This window comes from Streptomyces sp. NPDC087422 (genome assembly GCF_044744145.1).
Taxonomy (GTDB): Bacteria; Actinomycetota; Actinomycetes; order Streptomycetales; family Streptomycetaceae; genus Actinacidiphila.
Genome location: NZ_JBIUXT010000003.1, coordinates 318733 through 339485 on the forward strand (window position 1 = coordinate 318733; position 20753 = coordinate 339485).

20 protein-coding genes are annotated in these 20753 nt (G+C 73.0%); 9 read left to right on the top strand and 11 right to left on the bottom strand.

Annotated features, from left to right (window positions below; genetic code table 11):
* Positions 1-32: 32 nt before the first annotated feature.
* Positions 33-1013, top strand: a complete 981-nt coding sequence (locus ACIO6U_RS10985) for an aldo/keto reductase (RefSeq protein WP_401717649.1) — start codon at positions 33-35, stop codon at positions 1011-1013.
* A 12-nt stretch (positions 1014-1025) separates the two neighbouring features.
* Here ACIO6U_RS10985 and rpmG read toward each other — a convergent pair whose 3' ends face one another.
* Both rpmG and ACIO6U_RS10995 read right to left on the bottom strand, forming a co-directional pair.
* Positions 1026-1190, bottom strand: coding sequence for a 50S ribosomal protein L33 (gene rpmG, locus ACIO6U_RS10990; RefSeq protein ID WP_355339719.1), 165 nt, complete (start codon positions 1188-1190; stop codon positions 1026-1028).
* A 103-nt stretch (positions 1191-1293) separates the two neighbouring features.
* On the bottom strand, positions 1294-2775 hold the full coding sequence (locus tag ACIO6U_RS10995; RefSeq protein ID WP_401717652.1) for an alpha/beta fold hydrolase: 1482 nt from the start codon (positions 2773-2775) through the stop codon (positions 1294-1296).
* 83 nt (positions 2776-2858) lie between these two features.
* Here ACIO6U_RS10995 and ACIO6U_RS11000 point away from each other — a divergent pair, with 83 nt between their 5' ends.
* Positions 2859-3857: a MerR family transcriptional regulator gene (locus tag ACIO6U_RS11000; protein WP_401717655.1), complete on the top strand. Its 999-nt coding sequence runs from the start codon at positions 2859-2861 to the stop codon at positions 3855-3857.
* A 201-nt stretch (positions 3858-4058) separates the two neighbouring features.
* On the top strand, positions 4059-4250 hold the full coding sequence (locus ACIO6U_RS11005) for an antitoxin (protein WP_355339710.1): 192 nt from the start codon (positions 4059-4061) through the stop codon (positions 4248-4250).
* A gap of 124 nt (positions 4251-4374) precedes the next feature.
* Here ACIO6U_RS11005 and ACIO6U_RS11010 read toward each other — a convergent pair whose 3' ends face one another.
* The 3 genes from ACIO6U_RS11010 to ACIO6U_RS11020 all read right to left on the bottom strand — a co-directional run bounded on the left by ACIO6U_RS11010 (position 4375) and on the right by ACIO6U_RS11020 (position 6746).
* The gene (locus ACIO6U_RS11010; RefSeq protein WP_391158600.1) at positions 4375-4824 is read right to left on the bottom strand and encodes a type II toxin-antitoxin system PemK/MazF family toxin; all 450 of its coding nucleotides are present in this window, start codon (positions 4822-4824) and stop codon (positions 4375-4377) included.
* Positions 4825-4922: 98 nt separating this feature from the next.
* A complete protein-coding gene (locus ACIO6U_RS11015) occupies positions 4923-5906 on the bottom strand; it encodes an aldo/keto reductase (protein ID WP_401717660.1) in 984 nt (327 codons plus the stop codon).
* A gap of 9 nt (positions 5907-5915) precedes the next feature.
* Positions 5916-6746: a hypothetical protein gene (locus tag ACIO6U_RS11020; protein WP_401717663.1), complete on the bottom strand. Its 831-nt coding sequence runs from the start codon at positions 6744-6746 to the stop codon at positions 5916-5918.
* A 165-nt stretch (positions 6747-6911) separates the two neighbouring features.
* On the opposite strand from ACIO6U_RS11020, the gene ACIO6U_RS11025 reads away from it, so the two are divergent.
* From ACIO6U_RS11025 to ACIO6U_RS11035, 3 genes are all read left to right on the top strand, one after another.
* A complete protein-coding gene (locus tag ACIO6U_RS11025) occupies positions 6912-7265 on the top strand; it encodes a hypothetical protein (RefSeq protein ID WP_355339698.1) in 354 nt (117 codons plus the stop codon).
* A 207-nt stretch (positions 7266-7472) separates the two neighbouring features.
* Positions 7473-8345 (top strand): slipin family protein, encoded by an 873-nt coding sequence (locus tag ACIO6U_RS11030; RefSeq protein WP_401717666.1) that lies wholly within the window; start codon positions 7473-7475, stop codon positions 8343-8345.
* Positions 8346-8394: 49 nt separating this feature from the next.
* The gene (locus ACIO6U_RS11035) at positions 8395-9402 is read left to right on the top strand and encodes an aldo/keto reductase (RefSeq protein WP_355339692.1); all 1008 of its coding nucleotides are present in this window, start codon (positions 8395-8397) and stop codon (positions 9400-9402) included.
* Between the two features lie 501 nt (positions 9403-9903).
* On the opposite strand, the gene ACIO6U_RS11040 is transcribed toward ACIO6U_RS11035, so the two are convergent.
* From ACIO6U_RS11040 to ACIO6U_RS11065, 6 genes are all read right to left on the bottom strand, one after another.
* Entirely contained in the window at positions 9904-11514 is a 1611-nt protein-coding gene (locus ACIO6U_RS11040; RefSeq protein WP_401717669.1) for a sensor histidine kinase, read from the bottom strand.
* A 13-nt stretch (positions 11515-11527) separates the two neighbouring features.
* Positions 11528-12265 (bottom strand): response regulator transcription factor, encoded by a 738-nt coding sequence (locus tag ACIO6U_RS11045; protein ID WP_355339686.1) that lies wholly within the window; start codon positions 12263-12265, stop codon positions 11528-11530.
* A gap of 68 nt (positions 12266-12333) precedes the next feature.
* Complete coding sequence (locus ACIO6U_RS11050) at positions 12334-13170, bottom strand: hypothetical protein (protein ID WP_401717672.1); 837 nt, start codon at positions 13168-13170, stop codon at positions 12334-12336.
* 51 nt (positions 13171-13221) lie between these two features.
* Entirely contained in the window at positions 13222-14442 is a 1221-nt protein-coding gene (locus tag ACIO6U_RS11055) for an ABC transporter permease (protein WP_355339680.1), read from the bottom strand.
* Positions 14439-15527: an ABC transporter ATP-binding protein gene (locus tag ACIO6U_RS11060; RefSeq protein WP_401717675.1), complete on the bottom strand. Its 1089-nt coding sequence runs from the start codon at positions 15525-15527 to the stop codon at positions 14439-14441. Before ACIO6U_RS11060 ends, ACIO6U_RS11055 begins: the two co-directional genes overlap by 4 nt.
* On the bottom strand, positions 15524-16873 hold the full coding sequence (locus tag ACIO6U_RS11065; RefSeq protein WP_401717678.1) for an efflux RND transporter periplasmic adaptor subunit: 1350 nt from the start codon (positions 16871-16873) through the stop codon (positions 15524-15526). The genes ACIO6U_RS11060 and ACIO6U_RS11065 overlap by 4 nt, the downstream gene beginning before the upstream one ends.
* A 319-nt stretch (positions 16874-17192) precedes the next feature.
* Between ACIO6U_RS11065 and ACIO6U_RS11070 the strand changes: the two genes are divergently transcribed.
* The 3 genes from ACIO6U_RS11070 to ACIO6U_RS11080 all read left to right on the top strand — a co-directional run bounded on the left by ACIO6U_RS11070 (position 17193) and on the right by ACIO6U_RS11080 (position 20746).
* Positions 17193-17870, top strand: a complete 678-nt coding sequence (locus tag ACIO6U_RS11070) for a hypothetical protein (RefSeq protein WP_401717680.1) — start codon at positions 17193-17195, stop codon at positions 17868-17870.
* A 166-nt stretch (positions 17871-18036) separates the two neighbouring features.
* A complete protein-coding gene (locus ACIO6U_RS11075) occupies positions 18037-20109 on the top strand; it encodes a TerD family protein (protein WP_401718497.1) in 2073 nt (690 codons plus the stop codon).
* Between the two features lie 163 nt (positions 20110-20272).
* Complete coding sequence (locus tag ACIO6U_RS11080; protein ID WP_355339668.1) at positions 20273-20746, top strand: carboxymuconolactone decarboxylase family protein; 474 nt, start codon at positions 20273-20275, stop codon at positions 20744-20746.
* The last annotated feature ends 7 nt before the right edge of the window (positions 20747-20753 follow it).

A 20753-nucleotide genomic window follows, 5' to 3' on the forward strand; every position in this document is an offset into this window, starting at 1 on the left:
AGCGGCTCCGCGTCACCGAGGAGGAACAGGCCATGGAGTACACGCGACTGGGAACGTCAGGGCTCAGGGTCAGCCGGATCGCCCTGGGCTGTATGAGCTTCGGCGACCCCGCCACCAGACTGACCTGGTCCCTCGACGACGACGCGGCCGAGCCGGTCTTCCGCCGGGCCGTCGAGCTCGGCATCACCTTCTGGGACACCGCGAACATCTACGGCCTGGGCACCTCGGAGGAGATCGTCGGGCGGGCGCTGCGCAAGTACACCCGGCGTGACGACATCGTCCTGGCCACCAAGCTGTGGGCGCCGATGCACCAGGGCCCGGGCGGTTCCGGTCTGTCCCGCAGGGCCGTCATGGAGCAGATCGACGCCTCGCTGCGGCGCCTGGACACCGACTACGTCGACCTGTACCAGATCCACCGGTTCGACCCCCAGACGCCGGTCGAGGAGACGATGGAGGCGCTGCACGACGTGGTCAAGGCGGGCAAGGTCCGCTACATCGGCGCCTCGTCGATGTGGGCCTGGCAGTTCGCCACAATGCAGCACACCGCGCAGTTCCACGGCTGGACCCGGTTCGTGTCCATGCAGGACCAGTACAGCCTGCTCCACCGCGAGGAGGAGCGCGAGATGTTCGGCCTCCTCGCCCACCAGGGCGTGGGAAGCATCCCCTGGAGTCCCCTGTCCGGCGGGCTGGTCACCCGGCCCTGGGGCGAGCGCTCCACGCCGCGCGCGGCCGTCAACCGGACCGTCGACCCGCAGGACCGCCCGATCTTCCTCGACGCCGACCGGGCCATCGTCGACGCCGTCCAGGAGATCGCCCGGAACCGAGGCGTCCCCATGGCCCGGGTCGCGATGGCCTGGGTGCTGAAGAACCCGGTCGTCTCCGCCCCCATCGTCGGCGCGACCAAGCCCCACCACCTCGCCGACGCCGCCGCCGCGCTCGACCTCACGCTCACCCGGGAGGAGGTCGACTCCCTCGAGGCCCCCTACACCCCTCGCGAGCCGACCTTCTTCTGACCCCGTCAGGGCCTAGCGCTCCTCGCGGAACTCCACGTGCCGGCCCGCCGCCGGGTCGTACTTGCGCAGCACCATGCGGTCGGGGTCGTTGCGACGGTTCTTGCGGGTGACGTAGGTGAATCCGGTACCGGCGGTGGACCGGAGCTTGATCACGGGACGTACTTCGTTGCGTGCCATGACGTCCACTATACGAAAACGGTTGTCGTTGTCAATAGACCGGCCGTCCCGGCGACCGCCACTGCGATGCCCCGCGTCCGGCGTCCGGGATTCCGAGCCGCGCTCACGCCGTGAGGTGGCCGAGGACGGCGGAGACGGCGGCGCGCAGGGGCGGGGTGGAGACGCGGGCGGGGTCGCGGGATTCGAAGGCGTGGTGGGCCTCGGCGGCTTCGACGACCTCCAGGGGGGCGCCGGAGGAGGCGGCCGAGGCGATGAACCGGTCGACCGTGGCGGCGATTTCGGGGACTTCGAGAGCCACGCGGGTGAGGACGGTGGGGAGGGCGGCGGGGGCGGGGTGGAAGCGGGTGGCGGACAGGCCCCAGTTGGGGAGGGGGGCGAGGACGGGGTAGGTCAGGGCGACGCAGCGCAGCCACGGCGGCGGGGCCGCGAGCCAGTCGGCGCAGAGCAGGCCGCCCGCCGAGAAGAACCAGAGGGCGACGCGGTCGGGGTCCACGCGGGGGTCGGCCCGGACGAGGGCGACGGCCTCGGCCACGTCGTGGGCCGCGCGGTCGAAGTCGGTGAGGTCGTGGAAGCGGTGGTCGACGGTGGCGGCCACCACGCCCTGGGAGGCCAGGAGTTGGGCGTAGCCCAGGAAGGCCGGCCAGTCGCGCGGAGTCGGGCGGACGTCCGGCGATACGGGGCCGCCGTGGACGAACACGACGGCGGGGGACGGGCGTTCGGCACGGGGGAGGTGGAGGTCGACGCGGCCGTGCCGCTCGCGGGGGAGTTCGGGGACGGGGAGGGGGAACGGCCGCTGCTGGGGGGCCTGTTCACCCCTGGGCGCGAGCCGCCGCCCCTCCCCCGCGACCGCCCGCAGCAGGACGTCCGCCAGCCCGCGCGGCGCGGACAGCATCGGCCAGTGCCCGGTGCCCAGGTCGAAGAAGGTCACCCGCGGTTCGGTGAGCACGGCGAGCCGGGGGTCGCCGAGCCCGACCAGCGTCTCGACCAGCGCGATGCTCGAACCGTTCGCCGTACAGAAGACGCCTGTCACCGGCAGCGCCGCGACCGCGCCCGTCAGGCGGAGCGGCCGGGTGAGGGTGGCGCGCGGTTGCGGTACGGCGCGGTCGGTCAGCCGGGCCAGCGCGTCCGCCGGGACCCCGGCCGTACTGCCGTGCCGTGCCCACTCCTCCGGGCCGGACGGCGGCGGGACCGGCCCGTCACCGTCCTGCGCGCGGTCCCGCAGCTCCTGGTCGCGGTAGAGCGCGAGCGGCGGATCGCCGTCCTGCGGGATACCGGTGTCCAGATGGACGACGCGGGCGGTACGCGCCGGGCGGCGGTCGGCGGCGCCGACCACCGGGTGGATGCCGTAGTCGTGCCCGACGAGCACCACCGGCCCCTCGGCGGCGGCCACCGCGTCGATCACCTCCAGCACGTCCCGGATGTGCGTCTCCAGATCGGTGTCGGGCCCGGCCGGACGGCCGCCGTCGCCCATGCCGGTGAGCGTCACCGGATACGCCCGCGCGCCCGCTTCCCGCAGCGCCCGCGCGGTCTCCTGCCAGATCCAGCCGCCGGTGTGAGCGCCTGCCACCAGTACGTACGCCGTCATGAGATCTCCTCGGTCACCCTGCGGAACGGCCGCTTTCCCGGCCGCGGGTACCGTAGGAACTCCCCCTGAGGGAGGTTCAAGCCGTGCCGCCTGACCGTTTGTGGACCATCGGGGAACTCGCCGAGAGCGCGGGCGTCACCGTCAAGACCGTCCGTTACTACTCCGACCGCGGCCTGCTCCCCGAGGCGCGCCGCAGCAGCGGGGGCCACCGCAGGTACGGCCCCGCCGCGCTCGACCGGCTCCGCACGATCCGCTCCCTGCGCGGCCTCGGCCTCGCGGTCCCCGACGTCCACCGGGTCCTCGACGAGGACGACCGCGCGAGCGCGGCCGGGGCCGACGCGGCGGCCGACGTGCTCGACGGCCTGATCGCCGGGCAACTGCGCGAGGTCGGCGCGGGCCTGGCCGCCCTGCGCTGGCGCGAGGCCGCGCTCCAGGCGCTCCAGGACTGCGGCCCCGGGGAGCGCGCCGAGCGGCTGCTGCTGGTCGGCGCGCTGCCGAGCCCGCCGAGCACCGCCGCCATGGCCCGCTTCTGGCGGCGCTGGCTGCCGCCGCGGATGCCCGCCCGGCTGGTCTCGGCCATCCTCGACGGGACGATTCCGCAGCTCCCCGAGGCGCCGACCCCGGCGCAGGCCCTGGCCTTCGCGCGCCTGCACGCGCTGGTGTCGGGGAGCTGCGACGGTGCGGGAAAGATCTCCGGAAAAGCCTCCGGCACGAGCACCGGCGACGGCCGCGACCCCACCCAGCCCGCCGCGCACCGGCCCGAGGAGGGCTACCGCCCGGCCGTCCTGTACGACGGCCTCATCGAGGCGTACGGGCTCGCCGCCCCGCATCTGCGGGCCGGGCGGCGACCGCAGGAGGGCGAGGCGCTGGACTGCTTCGTCGCCGCGTACGCCCGCTCGCGCGGCGCCCGTGACACCCCGGCCTTCCGCCGCCGCCTCGGCGGGGTGCTCGGCGCGGACCCCCGGATCGACCGCTACTGGCAGCTCGCCGGGGAGCTGTTCGGCCCGGCGGAGCCGACCCCGGGCAGCACGCACGACTGGCTGCTGGCCGCGCTGGACGGCGCGACCGCCGAGGCCGCCTGAGCCGTACGCCGGTACGTCGGTAAGCCAATACGCCGGTACGCGGATACGTTCACCGGACCGTACGCCGCGGAAACGTTCCGGAAGGCGTCCCCGGAGAGCGTACGAACTCGTCCGGACCTGTCCGGAATGCGAAAACCTTCGGGGGCCCCGATGCTGGGAGGGCAACGGGGAGAGCAAGGCGTTCCCCCAAGGAGGGCAGCCATGTCCATGCTCGACAAGCTCAAGGGCCTGCTGAAGGGTCACGAGGACCAGGCGCACCAAGGCGTCGAAAAGGCCGGTGACATGGTCGACAAGAAGACCGGCGACAAGTACAGCGGCCAGGTCGACCAGGTCCAGGACAAGCTGAACGACCAGCTCGGCGGCGGCACCCGTCCGTCGAACGAGCAGCCGTAACCGTACGACGCGGCCGGCATTCGTACGGCGTACGCGTCGACGTACGGGCAGCCGCGTCCACCGCCGCGTAGGTGGACGCGGCTGCCCGACGCGTCAGCCCGACGCGTCATGCGCGACCGGGGGCTCACGCCCAGCCGTACAGCTCCTTGAGCCGGTTCACGACGAGGTTGAACCTGCCCCGGTCCAGGGCGCACGCCTCGCGCCGCATGCCCTGGTCGTGCAGGCGCAGGACGCGGTCGACGGCGACCCAGGACTCGCGGCCCTCACGGTCCCAGGGCCCGGTGCCGATCGGCACCCACTCGTGGTCGTTGTCGTGGCGCTTGCTGGAGAGCTGGACGGCGAGCAGCGTGCCGCCCGCCTCGCGCGCCACGACCAGCACCGGCCGGTCCTTGCCGCGCCCGTCGTTCTCCTCGAACGGCACCCAGGTCCAGACGATTTCCCCGGGGTCGGGGTCACCGTCGTGATCCGGCGCGTACGACGTCCGCACCCGGCCCACCTCGCGCGGCTCAGCCTCGGTGGTGGCGTACGGCCCGCTGGCGCCGGGGAATTCAGCATTGGCAGCATTCGCAGTCATCCGCAAGACGGTAGGCCCTGCGGGCGGCGGCCCGGCGAGCGGGTCGGAACCCGTCGGTCACGAACCGCCCGGCGGCGCACCCGTGCCTCAGCCGTGCCTCACCAACGGCCCTGCACCTGCGCCCTGATGCGGCGGTCGTACAGCTCGCGCACCGCGTCCAGCGTGGCGTCGGTCAGCGGCGGCAGCGCGGCAGCGGCGGCGTTGGCCCGCGCCTGGGCGACATCGCGCGCGCCGGGGATGACGCTGCTGACGCCCGGCTGCTGGATGATCCAGCGCAGCGCGGTCTGCGCGGGCGTGGCGCCCTCGGGCGCGAGCGCGGCGAATTCGGCGGCGGCGTCGAGGCCGGTCTCGAAGTCCACGCCGGAGAAGGTCTCGCCCTGGTCGAACGCCTCGCCGTGCCGGTTGTACGTACGGTGGTCGTCGGCGGCGAAGACGGTGTCGCGGGTGTACTTGCCGGTGAGCAGCCCCGAGGCCAGCGGCACCCGCGCGACGATGCCGACGCCCGCCTCGGCCGCCGCGGGCAGCACCGCCTCAAGCGGCTTGAGGCGGAAGGGGTTCAGGATGATCTGCACGCTCGCGACGCCGGGCCGCGCGATGGCGGTCAGCGCCTGCTCGCACGTCTCGACGCTCACCGCGTACGCCGCGACGCGCCCCCGCGCCACCAGCGTGTCCAGGGCGTCGTACATCTCGTCCGAGGAGTAGACGGCCGTGGGCGGGCAGTGGAGCTGCACCAGGTCGAGGGTGTCGACGCCGAGGTTCGCGCGCGAACGGTCGTTCCAGGCGAGGAAGTTGGCCAGTACGTAGTTCTCGGGCACCTGCTCGGCCCTGCGGCCCATCTTGGTGGCCACGAACACCCCGGCGTCCGGGCGCTCCTTGAGATACCGCCCGATGAACTGCTCGCTGCGGCCGTCCCCGTACACGTCGGCCGTGTCGAAGAAGGTCACGCCCGAGGCGACGGCCGCGTCGAGCACGGCGAAGGCGTCCTCCTCGCGCACCTCGCCCCAGTCGGCACCCAACTGCCATGTCCCGAGCCCGACGACGGACACCTTCCGGCCCGTCCTGCCAAGAATCCGCTGCTCCATGCGGCGATGCTACGTCGCCGGTGTCCGGTCCCCGCTCGTGGCGTCCGCCGGTCGCCCAGTCGGTCGCCCCGTCGGTCGCCCGGTCCGGCGCTCCGCGCTCCTGCGGCGGCACGCGAGGAAGAACCCGAGCCCCGCCAGGAGCGCGGGGGCGATCATCTCGGCCGTCAGCGAGGCGAGCCAGTCGGGGTTGATCCGGTCGGTCATGCCGCTGGTGTATTGGCAGGTGGCCTGCGGCGGAAAGAAGCTGTACGTCACGGTGCGCGGCGGGCCGCTGCCCCAGTCGGCGCCCGCCGAGCACGCGGAGGACGGCCCGGCCAGCAGTTTCCAGCCCGCCAGCGCGTAGATCATCAGGAAGAAGGAGCCGGTGACGAAGAACGCCGCCCCCGTACGGCGGACCTTCTCGTCCCGCGACATCGGCACGACCAGCTCGCTGGCGAAGGCTCCGCGAAGCGGCGGCTCGAAGCACTCGGCGAGCAGCGCGAGGAACACGCACGCGGTCATGAACAGCAAGGCGGCCCAGAGCAGTCCGGTGAGCACCGCGCCGCCGCCGACGGAGGTCACGTCGCCGTCGCGGAACTCGCAGACGGTGGCGGGCGGAAACGCCTGGTTCCGGGTGCGCACCAGCGGGCCGGGGCCCTTCGTCATCCCCTGCGCGCACCGCTCGTCGAACTCCATCATGCCGAACAGCGCGACCGCGAGGCCCAGTGCGAGCACCGCGAAGGCCGCGCCCGCGCCCAGCCACAGCAGGCCCGTCCGATAGCCGCCGTACGCGCCGTATCCGCCCTGCCCGGCGGGGCCGCCCCGCGCGCTCCGCCCGCCGTCCATCCGCGCGTAAGACATTCGCGCACAGTAACCGACGGCCGCCGCCGGCGACCCGGCCTTGGGAAAACCCACGCAGGGGCCCGGTACGGTCACGGGGAGTGAGCCGTTTGCGGGGCGGGGGGACGGGCGTACGCTCGTCCGGGGAGAGGGATAAAAGGGACTAAAGGGAGCGAGGTGGTGGCCATGACGATCATGGGGTCGCGTCACCGTGGGACCACGGACCCTGAGGATTGGGAGGCCAGTCACCGCAGGGCCCTGGTGCTGAGCGAGGTGGCGGCGGAGGGGATGGTGGGGCTGTCGCGAGTGCTGCGCAGGGCGGCGGCGGGCGACGAGGACGCGGCGGGCATCCGGGTGGAGGCGCTGCTGCGGGCGCTGCCGGGCATGGGGATGTTCGACAGCCACTACCTGCTGGTGCGGGCGCACATCCGTGAGTCGGGGCTCGCGGGGGAGCTGAGCCCGGGGCAGCGCGTGGCGCTGGTGGAATTCGTCGAGCGGGCGCGGCACCTGCACGACCCGGTACCGCCGTGGGCGGCCTGACCACCCGGCTCACGTCCTGGCCCAGAAGCTCGTTGAGGAGTCGGCCGACAGTCGGCCGACAGTCGGCCGAGGAGTCGGCCCGCGACCGGTGACAGCCCCCGGAAGCGGCTGCCGGAGTAGGCTGAAAGTGCAGGTGAGCGTGGCGGTGCGGCACGTGCCTGTGCGGCGCGCGCCTGTCTTCGGCCACGCCGAAAGGTCGTGAGATCGATGGTTGCTCTGATCACTGTGCTGGTGGTGGTCGTCCTGATCGGACTGATCCTGCTCGCCATGAGCCTGCACGATGTGCAGCAGTACGAGCGGGGCGTCGTCTTCCGCTTCGGACGTCTGCTGCCGAACCTGCGGCAGCCGGGCCTGCGGACGATCCGCCCGATCGTCGACCGGATGCGCAAGGTCTCCATCCAGACCGAGGTGCTCGGCGTCCCGGCGCAGGGCGCCATCACCGGCGACAACGTGACCGTGACCGTCGACGCCGTCGTCTACTTCCGGGTCCTGGACCCGGTCAAGGCCCTGGTCAACGTGCACGACTACCCCAGCGCCGTCTCCCAGATCGCGCAGACCTCGCTCCGGTCGGTCATCGGCCGCGCCGACCTCGACACGCTGCTGTCCGACCGCGACCACGTCAACGCCGAGCTGAAGACGGTGATGGACGAGCCGACCGAGGAGCCCTGGGGCCTGCGGATCGAGCGCGTGGAGATCAAGGACATCGCGCTGCCGGAGTCGATGATGCGGTCGATGTCCAAGCAGGCGGAGGCCGAACGTGAACGGCGGGCCCGTGTCATCGCGGCCGAGGGCGAATTCCAGGCGTCGCAGCGCCTGACCGACGCCGCCGCCACGATGGCCAACACTCCGGGCGCCCTCCAACTGCGGCTGCTGCAAACCGTGGTGGACGTCTCCGCCGAGAAGAACAGCACCCTCGTGATGCCGTTCCCGGTCGAGATCCTGCGCTTCTTCGACCGCGTGGCCGGGGACACGGCCACCGACGGCGCGGGCTACGCGGAACCGGACACCGGCCCCGACGCCCGTACGGGCCCGGTCGACGAGAACGTCCCGCCGGACCGGCCGAGGCTCGTCCATCACTGAGACCCACCCCTTGCGATAGAGCGCACTCCAGGGTGTTGGCTGTGGAGCCATGAAGTACACCCAGCTCGGCCGCACCGGCCTCAAAGTCAGCCGTCTCGTCCTCGGCACCATGAACTTCGGCGGGCAGACCGACGAGCCCGGCAGCCACGCGATCATGGACACCGCGCTGGACGCGGGCATCAACTTCTTCGACACGGCGAACATCTACGGCGTGGACGAGCGCAAGGGCCGCACCGAGGAGATCCTCGGAAGCTGGTTCGCCCAGGGCGGCGACCGGCGCGACAAGGTGGTGCTGGCCACCAAGCTGTACGGGAACATGACGCAGGGCAACCCCTGGCAGGAGGAGCCCTGGCCGAACCACCAGCGGCTGAGCGCCCTCAACATCCGCCGCGAGGTGGAGGCCAGCCTGAAGCGGCTGGGCACCGACCACATCGACGTCTACCAGTTCCACCACATCGACCGGGCCACGCCCTGGGACGAGATCTGGCAGGCGATCGACGTCCTGATCCAGCAGGGCAAGGTGCTCTACGCCGCCTCCAGCAACTTCGCCGGCTGGCACATCGCGCAGGCCAACGAGGCGGCGGCGCGGCGCGGTTCGCTCGGGCTCGTCAGCGAGCAGTGCCTGTACAACCTCTTCGAGCGCACCGCCGAGATGGACGTCCTCCCGGCCGCCGAGGCGTACGGGCTCGGTGTCGTGCCCTGGTCCCCGCTGCACCAGGGGCTGTTGGGCGGCGCCATCCGCAAGTCCCGTGAAGGGGGCGGCTCCCGCACCCACGCCGGGCGCTCGGCGCGGGGCCTGGCCGATCCGGTGGTCCGCGACCAGGTTCAGCGCTACGAGGATCTGCTCGCCGAGCACGAACTCGACCCCGGGGAGGTGGCCCTCGCCTGGCTCCTCACCCGGCCCGCCGTGACCGGGCCCATCATCGGGCCCCGCACCCCCGCCCACCTCGACGGCGCCCTCCGTGCCCTCGATCTCCACCTCTCCGTGGACCTTCTCGCCGCCCTCGACGCCATCTTCCCGGGCCCCGGCCCTTCCCCCGAAGCCTTCGCCTGGTAGCCCCGACCGCCGCCGCGTGGGCGCGCTCAGCCACGTGCCTTTAGGGGCGCGGGGAACTGCGCCACCAGCCACGACGCTGCCGCAGGTCACCACCCGCCCCAGCGGGGCAGATCGGCTGTTCCCGGACCACCGGCCGGTGGTGGGCTGGCCGCGCAGTTCCCCGCGCCCCTGACGGGGCCCACCCCCTTTCGCCCGGACGGCGAGCCGATCCTCTAAGGGGCGCGGGACTGTTCCTGATCTGCGGCTGCCGCCGCGTGGGCGCGCTCAGCCACGTGCCTTTAGGGGCGCACCGTCTTTCGTCCGGGCGGCGAGCCGATCTTTTAAGGGGCGCGGGGAACTGCGCCACCAGCCACCACGCTCCCGCACCTCACCACCCGCCCCGACGGGGCAGACCGGTTGTCCCCGGACCACCGGCCGGTGGTGGGTTGCCCGCGCAGTTCCCCGCGCCCCTGACGGGGCGCACCGTCTTTCGCCCGGGCGGCGAGCCGACGCTGCCGCAGGTCACCGCCCGCCCCGGAGGGGCAGTTCGGTGGTGTCCGGGCCACCGGCCGGTGGGGGCGGGGAAGCGGAGGGGAGGCGGAGGCGGAAGAGGGCGCCTTGGCCGGGAGCCGTGTCGAGCTCGATGTACCCACCGTGAGCGGCAGCGAACGCGGCACAGATGGAGAGCCCGAGACCGGCGCCGCCCCCGGCGCCCCGGCTGCGGGAGGCGTCCACGCGGTAGAAGCGTTCGAAGACCCGCGCGGCCTGGTCGGGCCCGAGCCCGGGCCCGGCGTCGGCGACTTCGAGGACCCCGTGTCCGCCGACGGTGCCGACGCCGATCCGGACGGGCGTGCCGGGAGGCGTATGGGCGACGGCGTTGCCGACGAGATTGGCGACGACCTGCCGCAGCCGGGCCTCGTCACCGAGCACGGGTGCGGGACCGGGACCGGAGCCGGAGCCAGAGCCGGGGCCGGGGCCGGAACCGGACCCGCCCGGCCCGGTGAGGGAGACCGGCCGGGACGGATCGAGGGCGGTCGTGTCGTGCAGGGCGTCCACGGCCAGGGTGCGCAGGTCCATCGGGGCGAGCTGCACGGGCCGCTGCTCGTCCATCCGCACCAGCGTCAGCAGATCCTCGACCAGGCCGCCGAGCCGTACGGCCTCGCTCTCGATCCGCGTCATCGTCCGCTTCACGTCGGCCTCGTCGGGCAGCGCGCCCATCCGGTACAGCTCCGCGAAGCCCCGGATACCGGCCAGCGGGGTGCGCAGTTCGTGGCTGGCGTCGGCGACGAACCGGCGCATCTGCTTCTCGGACTCCGCGCGCGCCGCGAAGGCCGACTCGATCTGCGCGAGCATCCCGTTGAGCGCGGCGGACAGCCGCCCGGCCTCGGTGCGCGGGGACGCGGCGGGCATACGGTGCGACAGCGGGCGCCCGGCGGCTATCTCGGCGGCGGTGGCCTCGATCTGCCGCAGCGGCCGCAGCCCGGCCCGTACCGCGAACCAGCCCGCCACCCCGAGCAGCGCCGCGACCACCGCGCCGATCAGCAGGAACGCGGTGCGCAGGTGGGAGGCCGTGGAGGACACCTCGTCCAGGGACGCGGCGACCACGACGCCCGCGGGCAGGTCGGCGGAGGGGGCGGCCGTGCCCGCGGCGACCGGTTCGATCAGCACCCGCCACCGCCCGCCGCCGTGGTCGCTGGCGACGTCGAACGGCTTGCCCAGCCGCTCGCGCAGCGACCCCGCGTCCATCGTCGGCCACAGCGGGCGCGGGTCCCCGGCCGAGACCGGCAGCCGGAACTGGTCGGAGACCCGCCCGTCCGCCGCGGCGAAGGCCACCACGAACTGGCTGGGCAGCCACGGCCGCGGCGCGCCGGGCCCCGGCCGTACGTAGCGCGGCGCGGGCACCCCGTCGGTGCCGAGCCGCCGCGCGAGCGGTTCGCCGTACCGCTGGAGCTGTTGGTCGACGCGCCGCACCTGCTGGCCGCGGACCGTGCCGAGGACGACGGTGTCGCTGACGGCGAGGCCGAGCAGGACGAGGACCAGGCAGAGCAGCACCAGCCGGGAGCGCAGCGAGAGCGCGGAGAGCCGCAACGAGCGGAGGGACCCGAGGAAGCTGAGGGACCTGAGGGACCGCACGGTGCGCACGGCGTCAGCCCTGCGGTCGGCGCAGCACGTACCCGACGCCGCGCACCGTATGGATCAGCTTGACCGTGCCGTCGGCGCCGGAGTCGACCTTGCGGCGCACGTACGAGATGTACGACTCGACGATGCTGAGGTCGCCGCCGAAGTCGTACGCCCACACGTGGTCGAGGATCTGGAGCTTGGACACGACGCGGTCGGCGTTGGCCATGAGGTAGGCGAGCAGCTTGAACTCGGTGGGTGAGAGGGAGACCGGGCGGCCGGCGCGCAGCACCTGGTGGCCGACCGGGTCCAGCTCCAGGTCGCCCGCGACCAGCCGCCCCTCGTCGGTGGGGCCGCCGGTACGGCGCAGGATCGCGCGGATGCGGGCGATCAGCTCCTCCAGGCTGAACGGCTTGGTGACGTAGTCGTCGCCGCCCGCCGTCAGGCCGCTGATCTTGTCGTCCACGCCGTCCTTGGCGGTCAGGAACAGCACGGGGAGCCGGTCGGCGGCGCCGCTGCCGGGGCGCGCGTGCGGCCCCGACTCCTCGCGCAGGTGCCGGACGACCGCGAAACCGGTCATGTCGGGCAGCATCACGTCGAGGACGACCAGGTCGGGGCGCTCACGGGCGACGGCGGCCAGCGCGTCGGCGCCCGAGGCGGCGGAGACCACCTTGAAGCCGACGAAGCGCAGGGACGCGGAGAGCAGTTCCCTGATGTTGGGCTCGTCGTCGACGACCAGCAGGCTGGCCTCGGGCGTCGTGTCCATGGAGTCCTCCTGGCCCCCGTCGTACGGTGCGGTTTCGCACCGTACGCTCCCGTCCTGTGAAGGCGGGGTCAGTTGCCCGTACCGCCGCCCGAGCCGCCCGAGCCGCCCGCCGTACCCGTACCGCCGCCCGCGCCTCCGGCACCTCCGGCACCTCCGGCGCCGCCACGGCCGCCGAAGCCTCCGAAGCCGCCGCCGAAGCCGCCCGCGGTGGCCGCGCCCTCGGTGACGGTGGTGGCGGCGATGTCGCCTGAGGAGTTCGCGCTGCCGCGTACGGTCACGCTCTGGCCGGGCTGGAGATCCGAGGTCTTGCCGTCCTTGGTGACGGTGACCTTCGTGGAGCCGCCGGTGGTGACCTTGACGATGCCGCCCTGGGCGTCGGTGACGTAGATGGTGTCGCCGTCCACCAGCTTGACGGTGCCGACGGTGACACCGGAGCCGGTGCCGCCGGTGCCTGCGCCGCCGCCCGCGCCGGGAGCCGCGCCCGGCGCCGTACCGGAGCCCGTACCCGTACCGGAGCCCGTACCCGTACCCGAGCCCGTGCCCGTACGGCCGTTGGCGCCCGCGAAGGCCGAGGCGAAGTCGCGGGCCGCAGCCGAACCGCCGCCGGACGAGCGGCCGTTGAGGTGGTTCTTCTCCACCAGCGCGCCGCCCGCGAAGGCCGCCGCAGCGACGACGCCCGCGGACAGCAGCAGCGTCAGCCAGGGCAGTTTGCGGCGCGGCGGGGCGGCCAGCTCGGCCGAGATGTCGCGGGCGTCCGGCGGCTCGGACAGGACGTCCTCCGGCCGTTCGGTGAGCACCGCCTCGCCGGGCCGCTCGACGATCTCCACCTCGCCGAACGTGTCGGTGAGCGGCAGCAGCTCCGTGTCGGCGTCGGCCTTCACGAGTTCGGTGCGGCGTCGCGCCATGTCCGGTTCTCCCTCGTCCCTCGTACGTCGTGCGGTGTGGTGGTGGACGGCCTACTCATGGCGCAGGGCCTCGATCGGGCGCAGGGCGGCGGCCCGATTGGCGGGGTAGCTGCCGAAGAACAGGCCGATGGCGACCGCGATGGCGAAGGCGCCCCACACCGACTCCGGGATGATCACCGGTTTGATGCCGACGATCGTGAAGCGCGAGCCGATCAGTCCCGCCACCACCCCGAGCCCGCCGCCGACCAGCGACAGCAGGGTCGACTCGGCGAGGAACTGCCCGAGGATGACGCCCTTGGGCGCGCCGATCGCCTTGCGGATGCCGATCTCGCGGGTCCGCTCGGTGACCGTCACCAGCATGATGTTGGTGATGCCGATCCCGCCGACCAGCAGCGAGATCGCCGCGACCGCGCCGAGCAGCACCGTGAACGTCCTGTTGGTGTCGGACTGGGTGCTGAGCAGCGACTGCTGGCTGCTGACCCGGAAGTCCAGCGCGTTGGCGTCCTTGATGCCGTGCGTGCCCATCAGGATCGTGGTGATCTCGTTCTGCGCCGGGGTCGTCGCGTCGGCCGACGTGGCCTCCACGAGGATCTGGTTGACCGAGCCGAAGCCGGTGAAGGCGTTCTGCACGGTCGGCAGCGGCGCGACCAGGATGTCGTCCGGGTCCTGGAAGCCGGTGCCGCCCTTGGTCTCCAGCACGCCGACGACCGTGAACGGCGTCCCGCCGAGCACCACCTTCTTGCCGACCGGGTCGGCCGTGCCGAACAGGTCGGTGGCCGTGGTCGAGCCGATCACCGCCACCTTGCGGGAGTTGAGGACGTCGTCGGCGCTGAAGTAGTCGCCCTTGGCGACCTTGCTGTTGGATGCCTTGAAGTACGCGGGGTAGGTGCCGACGACCTGCGCGACGTCGTGCGAGGTGCCCTCGTACAGCGCGGTCTGCGAGGACGTGGTCACCTCGGGGGCGACGGACTCGATGCTGGGCGCGGCCGTCGGGTCGGCGAGCGCCCGCGCGTCGTCCACGGTCAGCGGCTTGACGGTGGTCGCCGACGAGGACGAACCGCCGCCGAATCCGGCGCCGGAGGAGATGGTCAGCGAGTTGGTGCCCAGCTTCTCGATGGAGTCCTTGACGGACTGCGAGGAGCCGTTGCCGACCGCGAGCAGGATGATGACGGCGGCGACGCCGATCAGGACGCCGAGCATGGTCAGTCCGGAGCGGACCTTGTTGGCGGCGAGGCCGCCGAAGGCGAAGCGGAGGGTCTCGAAGGGGTTCACGCGGTGCCCCCGCTTCCGAAGCCGTTGCCCGTACTGCCGTTGCTCGTACCGCCGTTGCCGTGGCGGCTTCCGGTGAGGGCCTGACGCCGGCCGGCGGTTACCGGGTCCTGCGGGTGGTGCGCGGCGAAGGACGCAGGGTCGCGCAGCGCGGGCGGCGGGCCGTCGGCCGGTGCCTGGCGCCGGTCCTCGACCACCTGGCCGTCGACCAGCGTGATCACCCGCTTGGCGTGCCGGGCGACCTCGTCCTCGTGCGTGATCAGTACGACGGTGCGCCCGGAGGCGTTGAGCCGGTCGACGATGGCGAGCACTTCCTCGGTGCTGTGGCTGTCCAGGTTTCCGGTCGGCTCGTCGGCGAGCAGCATGGCCGGTGCGGTGACCAACGCCCTTGCCACGGCGACGCGTTGCTGCTGGCCGCCGGAGAGTTCGTTCGGCCGGTGGTCGACGCGGTCGGCGAGGCCGACCAGCGCGAGCGCCGCCAGCGCGCGCCTCCTGCGCTCGGCGGACCGCACACCCGCGTAGGCCAGGGGGAGTTCGACCTGCGCGAGCGCGGGGGTGCGCGGCACGAGGTTGAACGACTGGAAGACGAAGCCGATCTTACGGTTGCGGACGAGCGAGAGCTGGTGCTCGTCCAGGCCGCCGACGTCGATGCCGTCGAGCAGATAGCGGCCCTCGGTGGGGATGTCGAGGCAGCCGAGGATGTTCATCAGGGTCGACTTGCCGGACCCGGAACTGCCCATCACGGCCACCATGTCGCCCTGTTCGACCAGCAGATTCACGCCGGGCGAGACGCCGGTGACGGGGTCGGGGTCGCCGCCGAGCGCGCGCACGGCGGCGTCGCCGTGCCCGTACGTCTTCAGCAGCGACCGCACCTCGATGACCGGCGGGCGGCCCCAGGGGCTGTCGTCGTCCCCCTCGACACCCGCGGTTTCCTCGCGGCCCGAGATCTGCTCGACGCCCGAGGTCTGCTCGACGCCCGAGGTCCGCTCGACGCCCGAGGTCTCTTCCGCGCCCGGACTCTCTTCGGCGTCACCGGTACGGGCGCCGGGCCGCAGGCCGCCGAGGCGCTGCCGCAGGGCGGGCCTCATCCGCGGCCACCGCCGGCTCCGCCGCCACCGCCGGTACGGAAGCCACCGCCGCCGCCGATCCGGTTCGCGCCGCCGCCGAGGCCGCCGGGGAAGGCGCCGCTCGGGAAACCGCCGTTGCCGGAGGACGCGACCGTGGCGATCTGCACCTGCTGGCCCTCCTTCAGACCGCTGGTGATCTGGTCGGCGGTGTCGCCCTCGACGCCGACGGTCACGGACGTACGGGTCGTGCTGCCGTCGGAGTTGACCACCGTGACCGTACGGTTGGCGCCGGTACCGGAGACCGCGGCGGTCGGCACGTTCAGCGCGCCGGACGCCGAGCCGGTGATCACCTGGATACTGGCGCTCAGGCCGGTCCGCAGATCCGCGGTGGGGCTGGTGATGGCGAGCGTGGCCGCGTACTGCACGGCGCTGCCGCTCCCGCCGCCGCTTCCGCTTCCGCTGCTCACCGGGAGCGAACTGACCGACAGCACCTTGGCGTTGAGCACCGTGCTCGACTGCGCGTTGAGGGTGACGGTGGCGGGCTGGCCCGCCTTGACCTTCAGCGAGTCGGCCTCGGAGAAGTTCGCCGTCACCTGCATGCCGGTGGGGTTGGTCAGGACGACGAAACCGGACGGGGTGCTGGAACCGCTGCTGCTCGACGTGGAGTTGGAGCTGCTGGAGTTCGAGCCCTGGCCGCCCGAGCCGCTGCCGGTGCCGCCGGTGCCCGACACCGTCTGGCCCTTGGCGGCCGAGACCGAGGCGACCGTGCCGGACACCGGGGCCTTGAGCGTGGTGCCGTCCACCGCGCGCTGATCGGCGTCCACGGCGTTCTGGGCCTGGGTCAACTGAGCCTGCGCCTGGGCGAGTTGGGCCGGGTCGACGGTGTAGGTGGGGGACGGCGTGGGCGTCGGGGCGGCGTCCCGCGAGCCGCCGCTGCCGGAGCCGGTGTTGGAGCCCGTGGCGGAGGTGACCAGCTCGCCCGCCTCGACCTTGGTGAGGTTGGCCTGCGCCGCCGTCAGCGTCGCCTGGTCCTGCTGCAACGTCTCCTCGGCGTCGGTCGGATCGACCTTCGCCAGCACCTGGCCCTTGGTGACCTTGTCGCCCGGCTTCACGTCGACCTCGGTGAGCGTGCCGCCCGTGGTGAAGTCCACACCGGCGTCACTGGGCGAGGCGAGCGTGCCGGAGCCGGACACGGTCGCCAGCACCGTGCCCTTGGACACCGTCACCACGCGCGCGCCCGTACCACGGGTGTTGCCGCTGTCACCGTTGTTGACCGCCGCGTAGGCGCCGCCTGCGCCCGCGAGGACCACCACGCCGAGCACCGAGTTGATCAGGACGGCCCTGCGCCGCCGTGGGAGCACCTTCATGGCGCGCATCCTGGCCGCCGACGCCTTTGATGGCCTGGGAGAAGGCTGGGAGTTTCCTGGGAACGGCGCCGTGCGCGAGGCCGCCCCGCCACGGCACGAAGCGGTCGCTTTACGTCTCAACCGGACCGTACGGCGGGCCCGTACGGGTCGCGACGGCCGATTCGCGCGCCCCGGCTCCCCGGGAACTCACAGCTCGCGCCCTGGCTGTGCCTAACTCGCGGCGGTTCACTCATGCGCCGCCACTCATGGGTGCTCGTGTCCCGCGCGTGCGCGTGGGTGAGCGGCGCCCCCCGCCCCCGCATCCGAGGAGACCACGGTCATGACCCTGACCACCACCCGGCAGTCCGCGCGCCGCTCCGCGCTGCGGGCGGGCGCGTGCGTCGCCGTCCTCGCCTCGGGCGCGCTGCTGCTCACCGCCTGCTCGTCGTCGGGCTCCTCTGGCTCGGCGTCCGCCGACGCGAAGGCGTCGTCCTCGTCCTCGCCGTCGTCCTCCGCCAAGGGCGCCTCCGGCGGCGCGCAGGACATGGCGGCCTACCGCGACTGCCTCTCCCAGCACGGCGTGAAGCTGCCGTCCTTCTCCGGCCGCCCCTCCGACCGCGCGTCCGGCCGCCCCTCCGGCCGCCCCTCCGGCCGCCCCTCCGGCCGCCCGAGCGGCGGATTCGGCGGGGGCTCAGGCGGCTTCGGCGGTTTCGGCGGTTTCGGCGGCGAGTCCGCCGACCCGGCCACCCAGAAGGCCATGGAGGCATGCGCCTCGCTGCGTCCCCAGTTCAACGGCCAGCGCGGCGGCGGCCCCGGCGGCGACAGCTCCGCCTTCCAGGCGTTCACGAGCTGCCTCAAGGACCACGGCGTCACCCTCCCCACCCCCTCCCCCACCACCCGCCGCGGCGGCTTCGGCTTCGGCGACCTCAACACCTCCGACCCGAAGACGGCCAAGGCCTACACCACCTGCAAACCCCTCCTCCCCACCCGCCCGCCCGCCTCCCCCTCAGCGACATAACCGCCCTCCCGGCCCAGCCGTCCGGGGCACAGGTGCCCCCTTATCCGGGCACATGCGCAAAGGGCCGGGCGAATGGGATCGCGCGGGCACATTGCGGCGCTAAGGTGCAGGCAGCGCACGGCGGTTGTGCGCTGGGTCACAGCCTGTGGGGGGCCGTATGCGCGAAATGGTCAAGGGCGGCAATGTCGGGCTTTCGGCATTGAGCGAGCACGCCGGGGCGGTGATCGTCAGCCTGGGGTGGAGCAGCGCGAGCGGGGACGGGGACGCCGATGTGTCCGTGTTGCTGCTGGACGGCGACGGCAAGGTCCGCAGCGACGACGACTTCTACTTCTACAACAACCCCGCGGCGGCGGACGGAAGCGTGCAGTTGCTCGGCAAGACCCCGACGGAGAACGGCAGCGAGGACCGGATCAGCCTGGATCTGACGGCCGCCGCCGGGGATGTGCAGCGGATCGTGCTGGCGGCGAGCCGGTACGGGGGCGCGCGGTTCGGGGACCTGGACGACCTTCGGCTGACGCTCGCCGACGGGAACGGCGAGGGGCTGCTGCGGTTCACGATCGAGGACGCGGGCCCGATCGGGGCCGTGATCTTCGGGGAGCTGTACCGGCGGGACGGCGGCTGGAAGTTCCGGGCCGTCGGTCAGGGATACGACTCGGGCCTCGCGGGCCTGGCAACGGACTTCGGCATCGACGTGGACGACGCGGACGAGACGGCGGCCGACGAGGAGCCGGGCGGCGCGCTGGAAGCGGCGCCGGAGCCCCAGGCTCCCACGGACGCGTCGGTGCGGGTGGCCGTTCCGGACCCGGCACACGCCCAGGACCCGGTGGCCGCCCAGGACCCGGTGGGCACCTCGGCGTCGATCCCCCGGCAGGTCGCGCCGCAGGCCGCCGTCCCGACGGCCGCCTCGTCGGTCGAGCAGGCACCGCCGCCCAAGCGCCCCCGCACCGCCCGCAAGAAGGTCACGCTGCCCGCCGTCACCCGCAAGTCCCTCGCGGAGAACGACTCCTGGCGCATGGCACGGCTCTTCCCCGCGGGCACGCTCAAGAGCGACCGCGAGCGGGAGACCAGGGCCACGTCCGTACTGCTCTCGGTGATGGCCCAAGTGCCCGAGTTCGGACGGCGGTTGACGGCGGCGTTCGGTGCGCCCGCCGGGCGGATGGAGACGTACACCGAGGTCTCGCTGCCGCACGGCGGCGAGAGCCCCAAGCGGCCCGACGGGCTGATCCGGGTGGAGCGCGCGGGCAAGCTGTGGACCGCGCTGGTCGAGACGAAGACCAACGGAAATCCGCTGCGGACCGCGCAGGTCCAGGACTACGTGGACATCGCGGGCCGCCGCGCGTACGAAGCGGTGATCACGCTCTCCAACGACGTCGCCCTGGACGGCAGTCCGCTCGTGGACGTCAAGATCGACGGCCGCCGCAAGCACAAGGTGGCCCTGTGGCACCTGTCCTGGGCGGAGGTCACCCACCAGGCGCAGATGCTGATCCGGCACGAGGGCGTCGGGAACGCGGCGCACGCCTGGCTGTTGCAGGAGTTGCTGTACTACCTCCAGCACGAGAACTCCGGCTGCCACGGCTTCCAGAACATGGGCCCGGCCTGGGTGCCGGTGCGCCGGGGCATCGATGAGGAGACGCTGTGCGAGGGTGATCCGCGCGCCGTCGACGTGGTCGCCAACTGGGAGCGGCTGATCCGTCAGGTCTGTCTGCGGCTGGGCGGTGAACTGGGCCAGAAGGTGCTGCCGGTGCAGCGGGTCAAGCGCGGCACCGACCCCGGGGAGCGCCGCGCCGCGCTCGCCGACCGGCTGTGTCGCGAAGGGCGCCTCCAGGCCGAGTTGCGGATCGAGGACAGCCCCGGCGTCCTCGGTCTCACCGCCGATCTGCGGACCAGCAAGTTGCGTACGTCCCTGGACGTTCCCGCGCCCGCCGCCGGCTCACCGCTGACCTGGGCGAAGCGACTGGTACGCCAACTTCCCGACGCTCCCGCCGACTTGCACGTGGAGACGCTGGTCGACGGGCGCGGCTCCGGCCCCCGGGGAACGCTGGAGCGGCTGCGCCCCGAGCCCGCCGACCTGCTCCCCCGGGACGGCGCCACGATCACCGGCTTCCGCCTCTCCCTCTTCAAGGGCATGGGCAGCACCCGCGGTACGGCCGAGACCGGCTTCATCCGCAGTGTGGACGAAGCCGTCGACCGCTTCCACGACACGGTCGTGACACCCCTCCAACGCGGCCCGCGCGGCTAGACCCCGCCGTCCCGCCCTCCCGCCCCCGAAGGGGAGACGGGGGTCACTTCGCGGGGCGGTCACATCGGGGTGGGGCGGGGCGTCAGAGAGGTGCGTGCGCCGGGGACGTCGTGGAAGGGCGGCGGCGGCGCGGAAACGCACGAGCCCGAGGAGTAGTAACGCCATGGAAGCCCGTCTGAACCTTTTCGAGAGCCCGCTCGCCGCGAAGTCGCTGCGGCACCTCACCGCGGCCGGCAAAGTGCTGGCGGACTCGACGGTGCCGCTCGCGACCCAGGAACTGGTACGGCTGCGCGCCAGCCAGATCAACGGCTGCGGATTCTGCACCGACATGCACACCAAGGACGCGGCGGCGGCCGGGGAGACGCAGCAGCGGCTCAATCTGGTGGCCGCCTGGCGCGAGGCCAAGGTCTTCACCGACGCCGAGCGCGCGGCCCTGGAGCTGGCCGAGCAGGGCACCCGTATCGCCGACGCGGCCGGGGGCGTCGCGGACGAGGTGTGGGCGAACGCCGCCAAGCACTACAACGAGGAGGAGCTGGCCGCCCTCGTCACCGGCATCGCCCTGATCAACGCCTTCAACCGGCTGAACGTGATCATTCAGCAGCCCGCGGGGGACTACGAGCCGGGCATGTTCGGCTGAGAGCCAA

Excerpts from the sequence above, each read along its gene's own strand:
- ACIO6U_RS10985 (WP_401717649.1), top strand. The coding sequence starts at position 33 with ATGGAGTACACGCGACTGGGAACGTCAGGGCTCAGGGTCAGCCGGATC.
- rpmG (WP_355339719.1), bottom strand. The coding sequence starts at position 1,190 with ATGGCACGCAACGAAGTACGTCCCGTGATCAAGCTCCGGTCCACCGCC.
- ACIO6U_RS10995 (WP_401717652.1), bottom strand. The coding sequence starts at position 2,775 with ATGACGGCGTACGTACTGGTGGCAGGCGCTCACACCGGCGGCTGGATC.
- ACIO6U_RS11005 (WP_355339710.1), top strand. The coding sequence starts at position 4,059 with ATGTCCATGCTCGACAAGCTCAAGGGCCTGCTGAAGGGTCACGAGGAC.
- ACIO6U_RS11010 (WP_391158600.1), bottom strand. The coding sequence starts at position 4,824 with ATGACTGCGAATGCTGCCAATGCTGAATTCCCCGGCGCCAGCGGGCCG.
- ACIO6U_RS11015 (WP_401717660.1), bottom strand. The coding sequence starts at position 5,906 with ATGGAGCAGCGGATTCTTGGCAGGACGGGCCGGAAGGTGTCCGTCGTC.
- ACIO6U_RS11020 (WP_401717663.1), bottom strand. The coding sequence starts at position 6,746 with ATGTCTTACGCGCGGATGGACGGCGGGCGGAGCGCGCGGGGCGGCCCC.
- ACIO6U_RS11025 (WP_355339698.1), top strand. The coding sequence starts at position 6,912 with ATGACGATCATGGGGTCGCGTCACCGTGGGACCACGGACCCTGAGGAT.
- ACIO6U_RS11030 (WP_401717666.1), top strand. The coding sequence starts at position 7,473 with ATGGTTGCTCTGATCACTGTGCTGGTGGTGGTCGTCCTGATCGGACTG.
- ACIO6U_RS11035 (WP_355339692.1), top strand. The coding sequence starts at position 8,395 with ATGAAGTACACCCAGCTCGGCCGCACCGGCCTCAAAGTCAGCCGTCTC.
- ACIO6U_RS11045 (WP_355339686.1), bottom strand. The coding sequence starts at position 12,265 with ATGGACACGACGCCCGAGGCCAGCCTGCTGGTCGTCGACGACGAGCCC.
- ACIO6U_RS11050 (WP_401717672.1), bottom strand. The coding sequence starts at position 13,170 with ATGGCGCGACGCCGCACCGAACTCGTGAAGGCCGACGCCGACACGGAG.
- ACIO6U_RS11060 (WP_401717675.1), bottom strand. The coding sequence starts at position 15,527 with ATGAGGCCCGCCCTGCGGCAGCGCCTCGGCGGCCTGCGGCCCGGCGCC.
- ACIO6U_RS11065 (WP_401717678.1), bottom strand. The coding sequence starts at position 16,873 with ATGAAGGTGCTCCCACGGCGGCGCAGGGCCGTCCTGATCAACTCGGTG.
- ACIO6U_RS11070 (WP_401717680.1), top strand. The coding sequence starts at position 17,193 with ATGACCCTGACCACCACCCGGCAGTCCGCGCGCCGCTCCGCGCTGCGG.
- ACIO6U_RS11075 (WP_401718497.1), top strand. The coding sequence starts at position 18,037 with ATGGTCAAGGGCGGCAATGTCGGGCTTTCGGCATTGAGCGAGCACGCC.
- ACIO6U_RS11080 (WP_355339668.1), top strand. The coding sequence starts at position 20,273 with ATGGAAGCCCGTCTGAACCTTTTCGAGAGCCCGCTCGCCGCGAAGTCG.